The sequence below is a fragment of the Pseudonocardia sp. McavD-2-B genome (genome assembly GCF_024124365.1).
Classification (GTDB): Bacteria; Actinomycetota; Actinomycetes; order Mycobacteriales; family Pseudonocardiaceae; genus Pseudonocardia; species Pseudonocardia alni.
The window spans coordinates 1-18275 of record NZ_JAMXSG010000024.1 but is presented as its reverse complement, the minus strand read 5'-3'; the positions used below and the strand labels follow the sequence as shown (position 1 = coordinate 18275).

At 72.9% G+C, this 18275-nt stretch carries 18 protein-coding genes; 16 read left to right on the top strand and 2 right to left on the bottom strand.

All coding sequences use genetic code 11. The features are described 5' to 3' along the window. The first annotated feature begins 66 nt into the window (after positions 1 to 66). The 6 genes from NH602_RS06025 to NH602_RS06000 all read left to right on the top strand — a co-directional run bounded on the left by NH602_RS06025 (position 67) and on the right by NH602_RS06000 (position 6085). The gene (locus tag NH602_RS06025) at positions 67 to 663 is read left to right on the top strand and encodes an ATP-dependent Clp protease proteolytic subunit (protein WP_062404398.1); all 597 of its coding nucleotides are present in this window, start codon (positions 67 to 69) and stop codon (positions 661 to 663) included. Between the two features lie 29 nt (positions 664 to 692). Further along, entirely contained in the window at positions 693 to 1355 is a 663-nt protein-coding gene (locus NH602_RS06020; RefSeq protein WP_062404399.1) for an ATP-dependent Clp protease proteolytic subunit, read from the top strand. Between the two features lie 170 nt (positions 1356 to 1525). Further along, positions 1526 to 2815: an ATP-dependent Clp protease ATP-binding subunit ClpX gene (gene clpX / locus NH602_RS06015; protein WP_020625701.1), complete on the top strand. Its 1290-nt coding sequence runs from the start codon at positions 1526 to 1528 to the stop codon at positions 2813 to 2815. Between the two features lie 133 nt (positions 2816 to 2948). Further along, on the top strand, positions 2949 to 4331 hold the full coding sequence (locus NH602_RS06010) for an OFA family MFS transporter (RefSeq protein WP_073578078.1): 1383 nt from the start codon (positions 2949 to 2951) through the stop codon (positions 4329 to 4331). Beyond that, positions 4328 to 4474: a hypothetical protein gene (locus tag NH602_RS06005; RefSeq protein WP_157818505.1), complete on the top strand. Its 147-nt coding sequence runs from the start codon at positions 4328 to 4330 to the stop codon at positions 4472 to 4474. Before NH602_RS06010 ends, NH602_RS06005 begins: the two co-directional genes overlap by 4 nt. 66 nt (positions 4475 to 4540) lie before the next feature. Continuing rightward, positions 4541 to 6085, top strand: a complete 1545-nt coding sequence (locus NH602_RS06000; protein ID WP_179760655.1) for an alkaline phosphatase — start codon at positions 4541 to 4543, stop codon at positions 6083 to 6085. Positions 6086 to 6250: 165 nt separating this feature from the next. Here the strand turns inward: NH602_RS06000 and NH602_RS05995 are convergent, their stop codons facing one another. Both NH602_RS05995 and NH602_RS05990 read right to left on the bottom strand, forming a co-directional pair. Next, the gene (locus NH602_RS05995; RefSeq protein ID WP_253067252.1) at positions 6251 to 7867 is read right to left on the bottom strand and encodes an MFS transporter; all 1617 of its coding nucleotides are present in this window, start codon (positions 7865 to 7867) and stop codon (positions 6251 to 6253) included. A 96-nt stretch (positions 7868 to 7963) separates the two neighbouring features. Continuing rightward, entirely contained in the window at positions 7964 to 8386 is a 423-nt protein-coding gene (locus NH602_RS05990) for a PPOX class F420-dependent oxidoreductase (protein WP_073578076.1), read from the bottom strand. A gap of 192 nt (positions 8387 to 8578) precedes the next feature. Here NH602_RS05990 and NH602_RS05985 point away from each other — a divergent pair, with 192 nt between their 5' ends. The 10 genes from NH602_RS05985 to NH602_RS05940 all read left to right on the top strand — a co-directional run. Beyond that, a complete protein-coding gene (locus NH602_RS05985; protein WP_253067251.1) occupies positions 8579 to 9100 on the top strand; it encodes a hypothetical protein in 522 nt (173 codons plus the stop codon). A gap of 37 nt (positions 9101 to 9137) precedes the next feature. Next, complete coding sequence (locus tag NH602_RS05980; RefSeq protein ID WP_253067250.1) at positions 9138 to 10493, top strand: acetamidase/formamidase family protein; 1356 nt, start codon at positions 9138 to 9140, stop codon at positions 10491 to 10493. 55 nt (positions 10494 to 10548) lie between these two features. Further along, entirely contained in the window at positions 10549 to 13185 is a 2637-nt protein-coding gene (locus NH602_RS05975) for a valine--tRNA ligase (RefSeq protein ID WP_179760652.1), read from the top strand. 7 nt (positions 13186 to 13192) lie between these two features. Then, on the top strand, positions 13193 to 14830 hold the full coding sequence (locus NH602_RS05970; protein ID WP_161152630.1) for a folylpolyglutamate synthase/dihydrofolate synthase family protein: 1638 nt from the start codon (positions 13193 to 13195) through the stop codon (positions 14828 to 14830). After that, entirely contained in the window at positions 14827 to 15237 is a 411-nt protein-coding gene (locus NH602_RS05965; RefSeq protein WP_308292812.1) for a DUF4233 domain-containing protein, read from the top strand. Before NH602_RS05970 ends, NH602_RS05965 begins: the two co-directional genes overlap by 4 nt. 71 nt (positions 15238 to 15308) lie before the next feature. Next, complete coding sequence (ndk, locus tag NH602_RS05960) at positions 15309 to 15719, top strand: nucleoside-diphosphate kinase (RefSeq protein WP_179760651.1); 411 nt, start codon at positions 15309 to 15311, stop codon at positions 15717 to 15719. Next, a complete protein-coding gene (locus tag NH602_RS05955; RefSeq protein WP_073578072.1) occupies positions 15716 to 16240 on the top strand; it encodes a GNAT family N-acetyltransferase in 525 nt (174 codons plus the stop codon). Before ndk ends, NH602_RS05955 begins: the two co-directional genes overlap by 4 nt. Before the next feature lie 78 nt (positions 16241 to 16318). Then, positions 16319 to 17095, top strand: coding sequence for a hypothetical protein (locus NH602_RS05950; protein WP_161152629.1), 777 nt, complete (start codon positions 16319 to 16321; stop codon positions 17093 to 17095). Between the two features lie 90 nt (positions 17096 to 17185). Further along, positions 17186 to 18064, top strand: coding sequence for a 4-hydroxy-tetrahydrodipicolinate synthase (gene dapA / locus NH602_RS05945; protein ID WP_073578071.1), 879 nt, complete (start codon positions 17186 to 17188; stop codon positions 18062 to 18064). Beyond that, the coding region (locus NH602_RS05940; protein WP_308292811.1) for a biotin carboxylase N-terminal domain-containing protein at positions 18010 to 18275 on the top strand (266 nt) is incomplete at its 3' end. The genes dapA and NH602_RS05940, both read left to right, overlap by 55 nt.

Below are 18275 nucleotides of genomic sequence, written 5' to 3'. Positions count from 1 at the left end.
GGAAAGCAGGGTGAAGTGAGCCAGCAGGACACCGGCCCGTCCGCGGGCCGCGGCACCGGGCCGCAGATGCGGTCCGGCATCAGCGCGATGTCGCTGTCCGACTCCGTGTACGACCGCCTGCTCCAGCAGCGCATCATCGTGCTCGGTCAGCAGGTGGACGCGGAGATCTCGAACCGCATCGCGGCGCAGATGCTGCTGCTCGCGGCCGAGGACCCGGACAAGGACATCGAGCTCTACATCAACTCGCCCGGTGGCTCGGTCACCGACGGCATGGCCATTTTCGACACGATGAACCTGATCCCGTGCGACGTGGCGACCACGGCGATGGGCATGGCCGCGTCGATGGGGCAGTTCCTGCTGTCGGCGGGCACCCCGGGCAAGCGCTCGGCGTTGCCGCACGCACGGATCATGATGCACCAGCCGTCCGCGGGCGTCGGTGGCACCGAAGCCGACATCACCATCCAGGCCGAGCAGTTCCGCCGCACCAAGCGGGAGATGGCGGAGCTGATCGCCCAGCACACCGGTCAGTCGGTCGAGACCATCGAGCGGGACTCCGACCGGGACCGCTGGTTCTCCGCGCCGGAGGCCAAGGACTACGGCTTCGTCGACCACGTCGTGACGCACGCCGGGCGGATCGGCGAGCAGAACGGGAGCGACAAGTGAGCACCTTCGACCCTCGCCACCCGGAGTCGATGACCGACCTGCGCGGCCCCGGAGGCTGGGCGCCGGACCCGGCCCGCTCCCGGTACGTGCTCCCGTCCTACGTGGAGCGCACCAGCTACGGGGTCAAGGAGTCGAACCCGTACAACAAGCTCTTCGAGGAGCGCATCATCTTCCTCGGTGAGCAGATCAACGACACCTCGGCGAACGACACCATGGCGCAGTTGCTGGTGCTCGAGTCGCTCGACCCGGACCGCGAGATCTCGCTGTACATCAACTCGCCGGGCGGGTCGTTCACGTCGCTGATGGCGATCTACGACACCATGCAGTTCATCCGTCCCGACATCCAGACCGTCTGCCTCGGGCAGGCGGCGTCGGCCGCGGCGGTGCTGCTGTGCGCGGGCACCCCGGGCCGCCGCATGGCGGTCGAGAACGCCCGCATCCTGATCCACCAGCCGGCCACGCAGGGCGTGTACGGCCAGGTGTCGGACCTGGAGATCCAGGCGGCGGAGATCTCCCGCATCCGCAAGCGGATGGAGGAGGTCATCGCGCGGCACTCGAACCGTTCCGCGGACCAGGTGCGCGAGGACATCGACCGGGACAAGATCCTCACGGCCGAGGAGGCCAAGGAGTACGGCCTGGTCGACGAGATCGTGCAGAGCCGCAAGCTGTCCGGTACCGCCGGCGGCAAGTGACACCCGGGTCACCGGCGGCCGGTTCCGGCCGCCGGTGACCGCCCGGCGACCCGCCGGGGAACCGGACACCGCTTCCGGTCCCCGTGCGGGCCGCGGGCAGGTACCGTCAATCCGCACGGGGCGACGGGCGCGACGCGAGAACGCCGGACCAGGACTGGGGATCGACACCTATGGCACGCATCGGCGACGGCGGGGACCTGCTCAAGTGCTCGTTCTGCGGGAAGAGCCAGAAGCAGGTCAAGAAGCTCATCGCCGGCCCCGGCGTCTACATCTGCGACGAGTGCATCGATCTCTGCAACGAGATCATCGAGGAAGAGCTGGCCGAGGCCGGTGAGGTCAAGCTCGACGAGCTGCCCAAGCCCACCGAGATCCACGAGTTCCTCGACCAGTACGTCGTCGGTCAGGCCACCACCAAGCGCACGCTGTCGGTGGCGGTCTACAACCACTACAAGCGCATCCAGGCAGGCGAGCGCAGCCGTGCCGCGGGCGGCGACGCCTCCGACGGCATCGAGATCGCCAAGTCGAACATCCTGATGCTCGGCCCCACCGGGTGCGGCAAGACCTACCTGGCGCAGACGCTGGCCAAGATGCTCAACGTCCCGTTCGCCATCGCCGACGCGACCGCCCTCACCGAGGCCGGCTACGTGGGCGAGGACGTCGAGAACATCCTGCTCAAGCTCATCCAGGCCGCCGACTACGACGTGAAGCGCGCCGAGACCGGCATCATCTACATCGACGAGGTCGACAAGATCGCGCGGAAGTCGGAGAACCCGTCGATCACCCGCGACGTGTCCGGCGAGGGTGTGCAGCAGGCGCTGCTGAAGATCCTCGAGGGCACCACCGCGAGCGTCCCGCCGCAGGGCGGCCGCAAGCATCCGCACCAGGAGTTCATCCAGATCGACACGACGAACGTCCTGTTCATCGTGGCCGGCGCCTTCGCCGGGCTGGAGCGGATCATCGGCGAGCGGGTCGGCCAGTCCGGTATCGGCTTCGGCGCCGACATCCGCTCGAAGAAGGACCTGGACTCCGCGGAGCGCTTCGCCGAGACCCTCCCCGAGGACCTGATCAAGTTCGGCCTGATCCCCGAGTTCATCGGCCGACTGCCGATCGTCGCCTCGGTGACCTCGCTCGACAAGGACGCCCTGGTCAAGATCCTGACCGAGCCACGGAACGCCCTGGTGAAGCAGTACCGCAAGCTCTTCGAGATGGACGGCGTGGAGCTGGAGTTCGCCGAGGACGCCCTCGACGCCGTCGCCGACCAGGCGATCCTGCGCGGCACCGGCGCCCGTGGCCTGCGGGCGATCATGGAGGAGGTGCTCCTCCCGGTCATGTACGACATCCCCAGCCGCGACGACGTGGCGAAGGTCGTCGTGACGGCACAGACGGTCAAGGACAACGTCAACCCGACGATCGTCCCGCGCCAGCCGCAGCGCCGGGAGCGCCGCGACCGCTCGGCCTGAGCCGCGGCCAGAACCGACCCGACGCCGGTCCCACCTGCAGGTGGGACCGGCGTTGTCGTTTCGAGACCCGCTCGGGTTGCTGCACCCCTCCGTACTACTTAGCGTTGCTCCGTCAACTACGACGGAGGGCGACATGTCCGGATTTCTCACGCGGGAGCGCATCGTTGCTCCACCCGGATGGAGCCGGTGGCTCGTCCCACCGGCCGCGCTGTCCATCCACCTGGCGATCGGCCAGGTCTACGCCTGGAGCGTCTTCAAGACCCCGCTGGCGAACGCACTCGACCTGTCGGGCGTCGCCACGGCGCTGCCCTTCACGCTCGGCATCATCATGCTGGGCCTGTCCTCGGCGCTGTTCGGCACGAAGGTCGACAGCAACGGCCCGCGCTGGGCGATGGTCGTCGCGTCGAGCTGTTTCGTCGCCGGGTTCCTGATCTCGGGTCTCGGCCTCTACGCCGAGCAGTACTGGCTGGTCGTGCTGGGCTACGGCTTCGTCGGCGGCATCGGCCTGGGCATCGGCTACATCTCGCCGGTCTCCACACTGATCAAGTGGTTCCCGGACCGCCCGGGCCTGTCCACCGGCCTGGCGATCATGGGCTTCGGCGGCGGCGCGCTCATCGCGACCCCGCTGACGAACTCGCTGCTGTCGGCGTTCGGCGGTTCCGGTGACGGGGCCACCTCGGCCGGCATCGGGTCCACGTTCCTCACGATGGGCCTGATCTACCTCGTCTTCATGTCGGTCGGCTGGATCCTCATCCGGGTGCCCGCCGAGGGCTGGACGCCGCCGGGCTGGGACCCGTCGACGGCCAAGAAGAGCGGGATGATCTCGACCGGCAACGTCTCGGCGAACACCGCGATCCGCACGCCGCAGTTCTGGCTGCTGTGGGTTGTGCTGTGCTTCAACGTCACCGCGGGCATCGGCATCCTGGAACGGGCCTCGCCGATCTTCCAGGACTTCTTCGCGGAGAACGGGGCCACGGCCACCCTCGCCGCGGCGGCGGGCGGGTTCGTCGCGATCCTGTCGCTGGCGAACTCGGCCGGGCGCATCGCCTGGTCGTCGCTGTCGGACGTGCTGGGTCGCAAGAACATGTACCGCATCTACCTGGGCGTCGGCGCGCTGCTGTACCTGCTGATCACGCTCATCCCCAACCAGTCGCGGGCGCTGTTCATCGTCGCCGCGGTGCTGATCCTGTCGTTCTACGGCGCCGGGTTCGCCACCGTCCCGGCGTACCTGCGGGACCTGTTCGGCACCTACCAGGTCGGCGCGATCCACGGCCGGCTGCTGACGGCGTGGTCCACCGCGGGCGTCCTCGGCCCGCTGATCGTCAACGCGATCGCCGACGCGCGGATCGAGGCCGGTGTCGAGGGCCCGGCCCGGTACACGACCGCGTTCATCATCATGATCGTGCTGCTGGTCATCGCGTTCGTCTGCAACGAGCTGATCAAGCCGGTCGACGCGAAGCACCACGAGCCGTCCGCGCAGGCGGCCCGCACCCCGACCCAGAAGGAGACCGCGTGAGCAGCGTTGCCGAGACCGGCGGGTCGTCGACCTGGGGGCCGGTGCAGTGGATCGGGGCCGTCCTGGCCTGGGTGTGGGTGGGTGTCCCGTTCGCCTACGGGCTGTACGAGCTCGTCCTGAAGATCCCCGCCCTGTTCGGCTGAGTCTTCGCCCGCCGTTCACCCGGACGGTCCGGTTCGTCATCACTCGTCCGGGTTAGAACGGCGGGCGTGGCTCTCTCCCGACGCTCCCTGTTCCGCACCGCGGCCGCCGGCGGTCTCGCCGGCGCCGCGACCCTCGTCCTGCCGGGGGCGGCTGCGGCCGCACCCGCCCTGGTGCGCTCCGGCCGGCCGGTTCTGACCCACGGTGTCGCCGCCGGTGACGTCCGGCCCGGCTCCGGGCTCGTCTGGACGCGCGCCGACCGGCCGTCGCGGATGGTCGTGGAGGTCGCGGGCTCGCCGGACTTCCGGCGGGCGCTGCGGGTCCCCGGCCCGGTGCTGACCCCGGACACCGACCTCACCGGGAAGCTGCGGGTCCCGGCGACGCGGGGGCGGGTGCACTACCGCGTCGTCGCCGAGCCGCTCGACGGCGGTCCCGCGAGCGCGCCGCTGACCGGCTCCTTCCGGGCGGTCCCCGGGCGCGGTGAGCCGGTGCGGATCCAGTGGTCCGGCGACGTCGTCGGGCAGGGCTGGGGCATCGACCGCGCCACCGGCGGCATGCGGATCTTCTCCGCGATGGCCGACCGCGACCCCGACCTGTTCCTGCACTCCGGCGACACCGTCTACGCCGACGGCCCGCTCACCGAGACCGTCACGCTGCCCGACGGCCGGGTGTGGCGCAACGAGATGACGCCCGAGAAGGCGAAGGTCGCCGAGACCCTGACCGAGTTCCGCGGCCAGTTCGCCTACAACCTGCGCGACGACAACCTGCGCCGGTTCGCCGCCTCGGTCGGTCAGATCGTGCAGTGGGACGACCACGAGGTCACCAACAACTGGTACCCGGGGGAGATCCTCACCGGTGAGGTGGGGGAGCGCTACACCGAGAAGCGGGTGGACGTGCTCGCGGCCCGCGGGTCCCGCGCGTTCCACGAGTGGCAGCCGGTCGACCCACGCACCGCCGTCGACGGACGGGTGTACCGGCGGGTGCCGTTCGGCCCGCACGTCGAGGTGTTCGTGCTGGACATGCGCACCTACCGCAGCGCGAACTCCGCCAACACCGGACGCGGCGAGCGGATCCTGGGGGAGGCCCAGGCCCGCTGGCTCGTCGACGCGCTCGCGTCCTCCCGTGCGACGTGGAAGATCGTCGCCTCGGACATGCCGATCGGGGTACTGGTGCCCGACGGCGACACCGCCTGGGAGGCCGTCGCCAACGGGGTGCCGGGGCCGCCGAGCGGGCGCGAGTCCGAGATCGCCGGGGTGCTCGCCGGGATTCGCCGGCGGAGGGTCCGCAACGTGGTCTGGGTGACCGCGGACGTGCACTACACCGCCGCCCACCACTACGCCCCCGAGCGCGCCGCGTTCACCGACTTCGACCCGTTCTGGGAATTCGTGTCCGGCCCGCTGCACGCCGGTGCCTTCGGTCCGAACGAGCTCGACCCGACCTTCGGTCCGCGGGCGGAGTTCGTGCGCGGACCGTCCCGGCAGGGGGCGAGCCCACTGGAGGGGTTCCAGCACTTCGGGGAGCTCGACGTCGCCCCCGACGGGACGACCCTGGAGGTCCACCTGCGCGACCAGGCCGGCGCCTCCCTCTGGACCACCACCCTGCGCCGGACCTGACGACCGCGTCCGCGGCCTCCGGCGTGGCCGGCAGCGGTGCGCCGACCCCGGCCGGGGTGCGACGACGTCTCCGGCCGCGTCCACACCCTCCGGCGGGCTCCCACACCTGTTGCGACGGGTGTGGGAGCCCGCCGGGGGGTGTGGATCCAGGGGACGGCTCCGTGGTCAGCGCCGGGGTGCGGTGTCCGGCTCCGCGGGGAGCCGGACGGTGGTGGCCGGTCCGGGGACGGCGGTGGTGGCCACGGCCACGGCGACCGGGGTCGCGGGGACCGCGGCCGGGCTCGGAGGGGCCGCGGGCGGGGTGGCCCGCCCGGCGTCCGGGCCCGTGCCTGTCCCCGTGACCGCGCCGGGCACGTCGGTACCACCGGCCGTGTCGGACCCGGCGGCCGCGTCGGGCGCGGTGGCCGCACCCTCCGCGGCGGGTGTGACGGACCCGGTGGGCGTGGTCGCGTAGGCGGCGGACAGACGACGGTAGGGGCGGCTCGCCAGGGCTGCGAGGGTCAGCACCACGCCCAGGGCGCCGCAGACCACGAACACCAGGGCGATCGCGCGGGCGGTGCCGGTGCCGAACCAGGAGCCGATCGCGGCCGCACCGGCGCCGCCGTCGCTCATGTAGGGAACCACCACCAGCTCGGTGAACGGGGCCAGCAGGAACGCGGTCAGCGGCGACGCGGCCTGCTCCACGCTCTGCGCGAACCCGAAGACCCGGCCCTGCCGCCCGTAGGGCACGACCCGCTGCAGCACGGTCTGCTCGGCGGCCTCGGCGAACGGCATGAGCAGCATGAACACCGCCATGCCGAGCGTGAGCATCAGGATCGAGGCCTGCAGCGGGAACAGCATCGTCGAGGCCCAGAGCACGGCGTTGACCAGCAGCAACGTCCGGACCGGGCGGCTGCCCAGCCCGATCCGGGCGACGAGGAGCCCGCCGACGATCACCCCGGCGGACAGCACGCCCCACAGCAGCCCCCAGGCCGCGACCGACATCATCGACAGGCCGTAGGGGTCCATCAACGCCATGAACGCCCCGCCGAGCAGGTTGTTCACACAGGAGAACACGATCAGTGCGGGCAGCCCCGGCACACCCGCGACGAGCCGGACGGTGCCGCGCAGGTCGAGGCCGCCCCGCTCCTCGACGGTCACGGGGACGGCCGGGCCGGCCGGTGCGGGCACGACCGGGATCCGGACCCGTGACAGGTGCACCAGCGACACGACCAGCACGACGAGGGCGGCGACGAGTACCGACCGCATCCCGTCCACCGCGACGAGCAGCCCGGACGCGACCGAGGTGACCAGGAAGCTCACCCCGGTCGCGGTCCCGACCAGCCCGTTGGCGCGGTCCCGGACCGCGGCCGGGACGAGCAGGGTGACCAGCGTCGGCAGCGCGATCGTGCGCAGGTTCCCGGCGATCACACCCAGCATCAGCGCGACGACCAGCGTCCACAGCAACGGGTCCGTCGGGTCGCGGAACGCCCCCTCGGGGGCGAGCAGCAGCAGGACCAGGCACAGCGCGTAGACCACGGCGGACACCGCCGCCGAGACCTGCATGACCGCGCGCTTGCCGAACCGGTCCACGACCCCGCCGAACGGGATCCCGGTCAGCGCCGTCGCCACCAGGAAGATCCCGGCGATGATGCCGGTCGCCGCGACCGACCCCGTCTCCAGGAACACCCAGAACGTCACGGCGAACCACACCGTGAAGTTCACGACCGACACCACCAGGGTGCTCACCAGCAGGTGCGCGAAGACCCGTTGCGTGCCGTGCCGGAGGTCGAGCTGCGTCATGGTCCACCGTCCTCTCGGGGTGATGGACCGACGCCGACGGCCGAACTCATCGCCCGCCGCGACGGTGGACGATGAACCGGACTTCAGGTCAACCGATCATGCCGTCATGTCGAGGTGGGCGACCACCTTCGACGGGCGGATCCGGACGACGAGCTCGCCGGGGACGCCGTTGCGCCGGCCGAACTCCTCGGCCCGGTCGGCGCCCATGTAGCGGCCTCCGAGCGCGGTCGCGGTGCGCAGGAGCTCGTCGGGGTCCGTGCTGATCTCGGCGACGCCCTGCACCTGCACGAAGGCGTACGGCGGCGCGGGCAGGTCGGCGGTGAGCACGACCCGCGGGTCGCGGACGATCGCCCGCCCCTTCGCGGTGTCCGCCCCGGTGTCGAAGACGATCGTGTCGTCCTCGACGAGGAACCAGACCGGCGCGACGAGCGGGCGCCCGTCCTTCGCCGTCCAGCCGAGCATTCCGGTACGGGTGCCGTGGTTGAGGAACTCGACGACGTCCGGTGTGAGAACGGGCATGTCGCCGAGCCTAGGGCGAGAACCCGCCCGACCACCCGGGCGACACCGGGTCGGGCCCGCCCGGACCGGCCGCGACCACACGCGCTCACCGCCGGGGCCGTGCCGGCAGGCAGCCGTGGCCGTAGCCGCGTGGCGGTCCCGAAGACCCGCCGGGGGTGCCGCGTCACCCGCCGCCGGGGGAGGGTGTCCGCCATGGACGAGCTCACACCCGGCACCCTGCTCGGCCGCCAGGTCGATGGCGTCACGTGCGGACCCTCGGTGCTGGTGGTGACCGCGGTGCTGGCCGGCTCGGGGTGGCCCGGCGTGGTGGCGGACCGGTTCGCCGCCGCCCAGCGGACCGCGCACCGCCAGGCCAACCGGCTCTGGCCGCGCGCTCTGGGTACGACGCCGTGGGGGATGCGGGCGTGGCTGCGCCGGCACGCGCCCGCCGCGGGACCGTTCCGGATCCGCCCGGCGACCCGCGACGCGCTCGCCGCGGTGCCCGCCGCCGTCGGTACGGTCCCGCTGCTGGTCGGATCCCGGTGGCTGCCGCGGCACTGGGTGCTGGTCCTGGGCGTGGACGACGACGGCCGGTGGCGCGTCTACGAGCCCGGCTGCGGCCGGGTGCGGGCGTTCGACCCGGCGTTGCTCCGGCGGGGCGACCCGGCGGCCGTCGGCGGGGTGCTGGGGTGGCCGCGGCCGTGGTGCCTGCTGCTGCCCGTGGGCCGGGCGTAAACGAGCGGTGATCCGGACGTAACGGACGCGGGTGAGGGTGGGGACATGGCTCCCCCCCGATCCCCGCCCGCTGCTCGCCGCGCTCGGCCGGCGCGACTTCCTCCGCGCGGCCGCCGCCGTCACCGCGGCCGGAGGGCTGGCCGGCTGCGGCACGTCCGCCACCGTCCCCGGATCCGTCGCGGCGACGCTGCCGGACGGTCCGCTGCAGCCCGGTGCGGGCGACATCCCCGGCGACCACTACCTCGGGTCCGACCCGGCCGACGTGCGCTGGGGCTACGTTCCGGCGATCGGGACCGCTCCGGTGCTGACGATGCGGTCGGGGCAGACCGTCACCATCGACACCGTCTCCCACGAGGGCATCCTGGAGGACCAGGGCCGGGACCCGGTCGCGTGGTTCGGGCGCCACGGGGTCGCGGCCGACGGTGTGCTCTCCGATGCCGTCGCGGTCGCCCGGGACTACCGGCGCACACCGCGCGACTTCGACGCCGACGGCCCGCACGTCATCACCGGGCCGGTGTTCGTCGAGGGGGCGCGCCCCGGCGACGTCCTGAAGGTCGAGACCCTGTCCGCGGTGCCCCGGGTGCCGTACGGCGTCGTCTCCAGCAGGCACGGGAAGGGGGCACTCGGGCGCACCGCGTCCGGCGCGCCGCCCGCCGGGATCGTCCTCGACGAGGTCATGCCGCCGCCGGCCACCGACGGTCGCGCCACCGGCGACCCCGCGCGCTACGGCAACGTCTCGGTGTTCACCCCGGTCCGCGACGGGGCGGACGGCCCCGAGGCCTACCTGGCGTTCGGCGAGGGCCAGGAGGTGTCGTTCGGGCTGCGACCGTTCATGGGCACCATGGGGGTGGCCCACGCCGCGGCCGACGCCGAGAACGCCCCGGAGCTGAACTCGATCCCGCCGACCCTGGGCGGCGGCAACATCGACATCCGGCTGCTCGGCCCGGACTCGGCGTTCTACCTGCCCGTCCGCGCGGAGGGGGCACTGTTCCACGTCGGCGACCCGCACCTGGCGATGGGTGACGGGGAGGTCGCGCTGACCGCGCTGGAGGGCTCGCTGCGTGCCACGTTCCGGCTCACCGTGTGCCGGCCGGGGGAGGGCACGGCGCCGTCGGTGGCCTTCGGCCACCCGTTCGGCGAGACCCAGGACGCCTGGGTGCCCATCGGGCTCTCCGACCCGGACGGGAGCGTCGGCGGCCAGAAGGGAGACCTGGACGTCGCGATGCGCCGGGCCGTGGTCAACGCGCTCGACTTCCTGCAGGAGGACCGGGGCATGGACCGGGCGACGGCCTACGCCTACCTCTCCGCGGCGGCGGACTTCGCGGTCTCGCAGGTGGTGGACCGGACCGTCGGGGTGCACGGGGTCATCCCCAAGGCGCACTTCCGGTCCTGAGCGCGCGGGTCCGGGGGCCGGGAATCGTGTCGGTGTCGACTCGTAGACTTGACATGTGACCGAGACCCTGCCAGCGCGTACCGCCGACCTGCCCGCGAAGTGGACCCCGGGCGAGGTAGAGGGCGACATGTACCGCCGCTGGGTCGACGCCGGGTACTTCCGGGCCGACCCGTCGTCGGACAAGGACCCGTTCTGCATCGTCATCCCGCCGCCGAACGTCACCGGCAGCCTGCACCTGGGCCACGCGATGGACCACACGCTCATCGACGTACTGACCCGGCGCGCCCGCATGCAGGGCCGTGACGCGCTGTGGCTGCCCGGCATGGACCACGCCGGCATCGCGACCCAGTCGGTCGTCGAGCGGCGGATGGCGGCCGCGGGCGAGCCGGACCGGCACACGATCGGCCGTGCGGCGTTCGTGGAGAAGGTCTGGCAGTGGAAGGCCGAGTCCGGCGGCTCGATCCTCGGGCAGATGGAGCGCCTGGGCGACGGTGTCGACTGGTCGCGCGAGCGCTTCACCCTCGACGAGGGCCTGTCCCGCGCCGTCGCCACCGTCTTCAAGAAGATGTTCGACGACGGGCTGATCTACCGGGCCGAGCGCCTGGTCAACTGGTCCCCGGCGCTGCGCTCGGCGATCTCCGACATCGAGGTCGACCACATCGAGACCGAGGGCGAGCTGGTCTCCATGCGCTACGGCGACGGGGACGCCTCGCTCGTCGTCGCCACCACCCGGGTCGAGACGATGCTCGGTGACACCGCGATCGCGGTGCACCCGGACGACGCGCGCTACGCGCACCTGGTCGGCACCGAGGTCGAGATGCCGATCACCGGGCGGCGGATCCCGGTCGTGGCCGACGACTACGTCGACCCGGAGTTCGGCTCCGGCGCCGTCAAGATCACCCCGGCGCACGACCCGAACGACTTCGAGCTGGGCCGCCGCCACGACCTGCCGATGCCGACGATCATGGACGAGGCCGGCACCATCGCCGGGACCGGTACCCGCTTCGACGGCATGGACCGCTTCGAGGCGCGCGAGGCCATCCGCGAGGAGCTGCGCGCGCAGGGCCGGATCGTCGCCGAGAAGCGCCCCTACCTGCACTCGGTCGGGCACGACTCGCGCACCGGGGTCCCGATCGAGCCGCGGCTGAGCCTGCAGTGGTTCGTCAAGGTCGAGCCGCTGGCCCGGTCCGCGGGCGACGCGGTCCGCTCCGGCGAGACCGTCCTGCACCCGAAGGAGCAGGCCAAGCGGTACTTCGACTGGGTCGACAACATGCACGACTGGACCATCAGCCGGCAGCTGTGGTGGGGCCACCGCATCCCGGTCTGGTACGGCCCGGACGGCGAGGTCGTGTGCGTCGGACCGGACGAGGAGCCGCCGTCGGGCGAGGGCTGGCGCCAGGACCCCGACGTCCTCGACACCTGGTTCTCCTCCGGCCTGTGGCCGTTCTCCACGCTGGGCTGGCCGGACGAGACCCCGGACCTGGAGCGCTACTACCCGAACTCGGTCCTGGTCACCGGCTACGACATCCTCTTCTTCTGGGTCGTCCGGATGATGATGTTCGGGACCTACGTGATGGGGAAGGCCCCGTTCCGCGACGTCTACCTGCACGGGCTCATCCGCGACGAGCACGGCAAGAAGATGTCGAAGTCCAAGGGCAACGTCATCGACCCGCTGGCGCTGATCGACTCCTACGGCGCGGACGCGCTGCGGTTCACCATCGCCCGCGGCTCCAATCCCGGCACCGACATGTCGCTGTCGGAGGAGTGGGTCGCCGGGTCCCGCAACTTCACCACGAAGCTGTGGAACATCACCCGGTTCGCGCTGGCCAAGGGCGCGGACGCGAGCCTGCCGCTGCCCGTCGAGGCCGACCGCACCGACGCCGACCGCTGGATCCTGGGCCGGCTCGCCGAGGTCCGCGAGCAGACCGACGAGCTGCTCGACGGCTACCAGTTCGCCAAGGCGACCGAGGGGCTCTACCACTTCGCGTGGGACGAGCTGGCCGACTGGTACGTCGAGCTGTGCAAGACCCAGCTCGACGACCCGGCCACCGAGCCGGGCACCCGGGCCGTCCTCGGGCACGTCCTCGACGCGCTGCTGCGGATGCTGCACCCGATCGCGCCGTTCGTCACCGAGGCGCTGTGGACCGCGCTGACCGGCGGCGAGACCGTCGTGACCGCGGCCTGGCCGACGGCCGACGGCACCGGGGCGCCGGTCGACCCGGCCGCCGCGGCCCGGGTCGCCGACGCGCAGAAGGTCATCACCGAGGTCCGCCGGTTCCGCACCGAACAGGGCCTGCCCGACCGCAAGGCCGTCGCCGCCCGCCTCACCGGCCTCGACGCCGCCGGGCTGACCGCGCACGAGCGCGCGCTGCGCTTCCTCACCCGGCTCGACCCGGCCGGTGACGACCTCGCCGTCACCGCGAGCTTCGAGGTCGCCACCTCCGGTGGGCCGGTCACCGTCGAGCTCGACACCTCGGGGGCGATCGACGTCGCCGCCGAGCGCGCCCGGCTCGGCCGCGACCTGGCCGCCGCGGAGAAGGAGCGCGACGCCGCGGACAAGAAGCTGAACAACCCCAAGTTCACCGAGAAGGCACCGGCCGAGGTCGTCGACGGGATCCGTGCCCGGCACGCGACCGCCGTCGCCGACATCGACCGCATCACCGCGCGGCTCGCCGCGCTCCCGGAGGCCTGATCCCGCCGTGGCGAAGGAGTACGACGAGTTCGACGACTTCACCGAGGCCGACTCGCCGACCTACGGCGGCGACCGGTGGGCCGAGGGCGGGTTCGGCGACTCGCCCGACGGTGAGCCGTCCGGCGGCGACGCCGAGCAGGAGCAGGACGACGAGCCCGGTGGCGAGGACCGCTCCGACGCCCCCGAGGCGTCCGACGCGGCGCCGGAGGACACCCAGGAGGCCCTGATCGCGGCCGTCCTGGACGAGATCCGCGGCGGGGGAGACCCCGACGTCGTCCCGGCCCAGTCCACCGTGACCGGCTACGCCGAGTTCCTCGCCGTCGATGCGGCGCTGGACCGGCGCTGGCCGGAGTCGGTGATGGAGCCGTCGCTGGAGCGCATGCAGGCGCTGTGCGACGCACTGGGCGACCCGCAGCGCGGCTACCCGGTCGTGCACCTGACCGGGACCAACGGCAAGACCTCCACCTCCCGGATGGTCGACGCGCTGCTCACCGAGATCGGGCTGCGGACCGGGCGCTACACCAGCCCGCACCTGCAGCGCGCCACCGAGCGGATCAACCTGGACAACCGCCCGGTCACCCCCGAGCGCTACGTGGCGGCCTACCGCGAGGTGGAGCCGCTGGTCGAGCTCGTCGACGCCGGGCGCGGCGACGCGCCCGCGCTGAGCAAGTTCGAGGTGCTCACCGCGATGGCCTTCGCGGCGTTCTCCGACGCCCCGGTCGAGGCCGCGGTCATCGAGGTCGGGCTCGGCGGGCGCTGGGACGCCACCAACGTCGCCGACGGGAACGTGGCGGTGGTCCTGCCGGTCGGGCTCGACCACGCCGAGTACCTCGGTGACGACATCACCGACATCGCCCGCGAGAAGTCCGGGATCATCAAGGAGGGCTCGGTCGCCGTCCTCGCGGCCCAGGACAAGCGGGTCGCCGAGGTCCTCCTGGAGCGCTGCGCCGAGGTCGGCGCACAGGTCGCCCGGGAGGGCGCCGAATTCGGCGTCGTGGAGCGGGAGCTCGCCGTCGGCGGGCAGCGCCTGGAGCTGCAGGGCCTGTCCGGCCGCTACGACGAGATCTTCCTGCCGCTGCACGGCGAGCACCAGGCGTCGAACGCGGCGGTCGCACTGGCCGCGGCCGAGGCGCTCGTCGGCGCCGGCACCGCGCAGCCCCTCGACCCCGACGCGGTCCGCGCCGCGTTCGCCTCGGTCCGCTCACCCGGGCGGCTCGAGCCCGTCGAGGGCGGGCCTGACCGGCCGACGGTGCTGCTCGACGCCGCGCACAACCCGGCCGGAGCCACCGCGCTCGCGGGCGCGCTGGGCTCGGAGTTCCGCTTCACCCGGCTCGTCGGCGTGATCGGGGTGCTGCAGGGCAAGGACGCCCGCGGCATCCTGGAGGGGCTGCAGCCGGCGCTGCACGAGGTCGTCGTCACCACCAACTCCTCGCCCCGTGCGATGGACCCCGACGAGCTCGGCGCGCTCGCTGCCGAGGTCTTCGGGTCCGAGCGGGTCAGTGTCGAGCCGTCGCTGGCCGAGGCCGTCGAGCAGGCCCGCGAGATCGCCGAGGAGGCGGGCGGGTCCGGGGTCGGCGTCGTCGTCACCGGGTCGGTCGTCACCGTCGGCGAGGCGCGGGCGCTGTTCGGGAAGGAACCGGAGTGAGCGACGTGCCGGGTGTGCCCGAGGGTGTGCGGCCGCCGCCCACCGACCCCATGAAGGGTGCCCGCGGCGTGTTCGCCGCGACGCTGATCCTGGAGGCGATCGTCGTCCTCCTGGCGCTGCTGGTGCTCCCGCGCTTCGGCACCGGGTCGACCGCGCTCGGCTTCGGGGTGGTGGCGGGCATCGCCGTCGCCATGATCCTGGCGTCCGGGGTGCAGCGGCGGCCGTGGGGGCTCACCGCGGCGCTGGTGCTGCAGGTGGCGCTGCTCGTCGCGGCGCTGGTGTTCCTGTCCTCGCTGGTCGTGGTCGCGGTGGTGTTCATCCTCGTGTGGGCGGTCCTGGTCTGGATGCGGCGCGAGGTGGCCCGCCGGATGGCGGCGGGGACGCTGCCGTCGCAGCAGCAGGACTGACACACGGCGGTCCGGGCGCACTCGTGACGGTGGGTGCCGGACCCCGGCGGGTCGTCGCTACCCTGTCGCGCGTGACTGAACGCACTCTCGTCCTGGTCAAGCCCGACGGCGTCGCGCGCAAGCTCGTCGGTGAGGTCGTCTCGCGCATCGAGCGCAAGGGCCTCGGTCTGGTGGCCCTCGACCTGCGCACGGTGGACCGTGAGCTGGCCGCCCAGCACTACGCCGAGCACGACGGCAAGCCCTTCCTCGAGGAGCTGCTGTCGTTCATCACCTCCGGCCCGGTCCTGGCCGCGGTCGTCGAGGGCCCCCGCGCCATCGCCGCCTGGCGGCAGATCGCCGGCGGCACCGACCCGGTGGAGAAGGCCACCCCCGGCAGCATCCGTGGCGACCTCGCCCTGGAGACCGGTTCCAACCTGGTGCACGGCTCGGACTCCCCGGAGTCGGCCGACCGGGAGATCAAGCTCTGGTTCCCGAACCTGTGACCGCAGGCGTCCCGGCCGTCCGCCGGGTCGTCGACCCCCACCCCGGCGCCGCCGCCGCGCTCGGTGACCTCTGGATCGCCGTGACCGAGGCCGGCGGCGCCGTGGACTTCGTGCCCGGCGCCGACCCGGACGAGGTCCGCGCACTGGCGGTCGAGACCGTCGACGCCGCCCGGTCCGGCGCGTCCCGGATGTTCGTGCTGGGGGAGGACACCGCCCCGCTGGGCACGGTCTTCCTGGTCCCGGGCACCGGCATCGCCGCGCACCGCGCCGACGTGCAGCGCCTCATGGTCCGCCCTGACCTGCAGGGACGTGGTCTCGGCACGGTCCTGCTCGACGCCGCCGTCGCCCACGCCCGGGAGACGGGCCTGGCGATGCTGACCCTCGGCGCCCGCGGCGGCACCCCGCTGCCCGCGTTCTACGCCGCCCGCGGCTTCGTCGAGTACGGCAGGCTGCCCGGCGGGGTGCTGCTCTCCCCGGAGGACGCGCGCGACGTCCACCTGTTCTTCCTGCCGCTCGGCTGACCCCCCGGCCCGCGGGAAGATCGAATCCCCCCGACGGCCGGATGGCAGAGGCCGTCCCCGCGGTCCACCATGTGGGCCATGACCGTGCTCACCCCGCGCCCGACGACCGCGGACCTGGTCCGTGGAGTCGTCGTGGCGGTCCTGGCGATCCTGCAGGTACTCGTGTCGGTGCTCGGGGGGTCGGGGATCGGCGCCGTCGCGCGCGACTACGACACCCCGCTGCTGGCCGCGGGCTGGGCGTTCTCGATCTGGGGTCTGATCTACCTGGGCGTGCTGGTCTACGCCGGCTACGCCCTGCTGCCCGGCCAGCGCGGCCGCGAGGTGCACCGCCGCGTCGGCTGGTGGGTCGCGGCGACCGCGGTGCTCAACCCGCTGTGGATCGCGGCCTTCTCGAACCGCTGGGTGGTCACCGCCGAGGTGCTGCTGGTCCTGCTCGTCGTCGCGCTCGGTGTCGTCTACGGACGGCTGTCCCGCAGCGTCGCCGACGGCTGGGCGGAACGGCTGGCGATGCGACTGCCGCTGGCCGTCTACCTCGGCTGGTCCTCGGCCGCGCTGGTGCTGGGCCTGATGGCGGCCGGCGTCGCGGTCGGGCTGCCGTCCGACGGGGTGCTCCCGCAGGTCGCGGCGATTCTGCTGCTCGTGATCCTCACCGCGGTCGTGCTGTCGGTCGTCGGCTCCACCGCCGGGTTCGCGGGCTTCGCGGGGGCGCTGTGCTGGGCGCTGCTGGGCGTCGTCGCCAACGACCGGCCGATCGCCGTCACCGTCGTCGCGACCGTCGCGGCGGGGATGATCGCGGTGCAGGCGGTGCGCCGGATCACGCGGTCGGTCCAGCCGGCCCGGCTGGCCCTGGGCTGAGCCGGCGGCTGAGAGGAAACCCGCACCGGGACGTCGGTCCCGCTTGCTACGGTCGCACCGGCAGGAGCAGCGGTACCAGGGAGGCCCGGCATGATCACCGGAAGCATCGTCGCGATCGTGACCCCGATGCACGACAGCGGCGAGGTCGACCACACGGCCCTCGGCGAGCTCGTCGAGCGGCAGGTCGACGCGGGCACCGCGGCGATCGTCTCGGTCGGCACGACCGGCGAGTCGTCCACGCTGTCGGTGCTCGAGCACACCGAGGTCATGCGGCGCACCATCGAGGTCGCGAACGGCCGGGTCCCGGTCATCGCCGGCACCGGGGCGAACTCCACCGCCGAGGCGATCCACCTGACCCGCGCCGCGCGGGCGGCCGGCGCCGACGGCGCGCTGCTCGTGACGCCGTATTACAACAAGCCTCCGCAGGAGGGCCTCTACCAGCACTTCAAGCGGATCGCCGAGACCGTCGACATCCCGCAGTACCTCTACAACGTCCCGGGTCGCACGGCCTGCGACATGCTGCCGTCGACGGTGGCCCGGCTGGCGGAGATCCCGAACATCGTCGGCCTCAAGGAGGCCAAGGGCGACCTGGACCGGGTCCGCGAGCTCGTCGCGCTGGGCCTGGACGACTTCGCGCTGTACTCCGGTGACGACGGCACCGCCCGCGCGTCGATGCTCGCCGGGTTCCACGGCGACATCTCGGTGACCGCGAACGTCGCCCCCGAGACGATGGCCCGGATGTGCAAGGCCGCCGTCGCCGGTGACGCCGAGACCGCCTCCGCGCTCGACGCCGACCTCGCGGGCCTGCACGCGGCGCTGTTCTCCGAGCCGAACCCGATCCCGGTGAAGTGGGCGCTGGCCGAGCTGGGCCTCATGCCCGGCGGGATCCGGCTGCCGCTGGTGCCGCTGGACGAGTGGCACCACGAGGACGTCCGCGCCGCGCTGCGGGCCGCGGGCCTGCTGTCCTGAGCCCCGCCCTCCCCGGGGCGCTGCTCGTCGCCAACCGCGCCGAGATCGCCGTCCGGATCATGGAGACGGCGTCGGGGCTGGGCGTGCGCACGGTCGCCGTGCACGCTGCCGACGACGCCGCCTGCGCACACGTCGCCCGCGCCGACGCCGCCGTCGCGCTGCCCGGCACCGGCGCCGCCGCCTACCTCGACGTCGACGCGCTGGTGCGGGC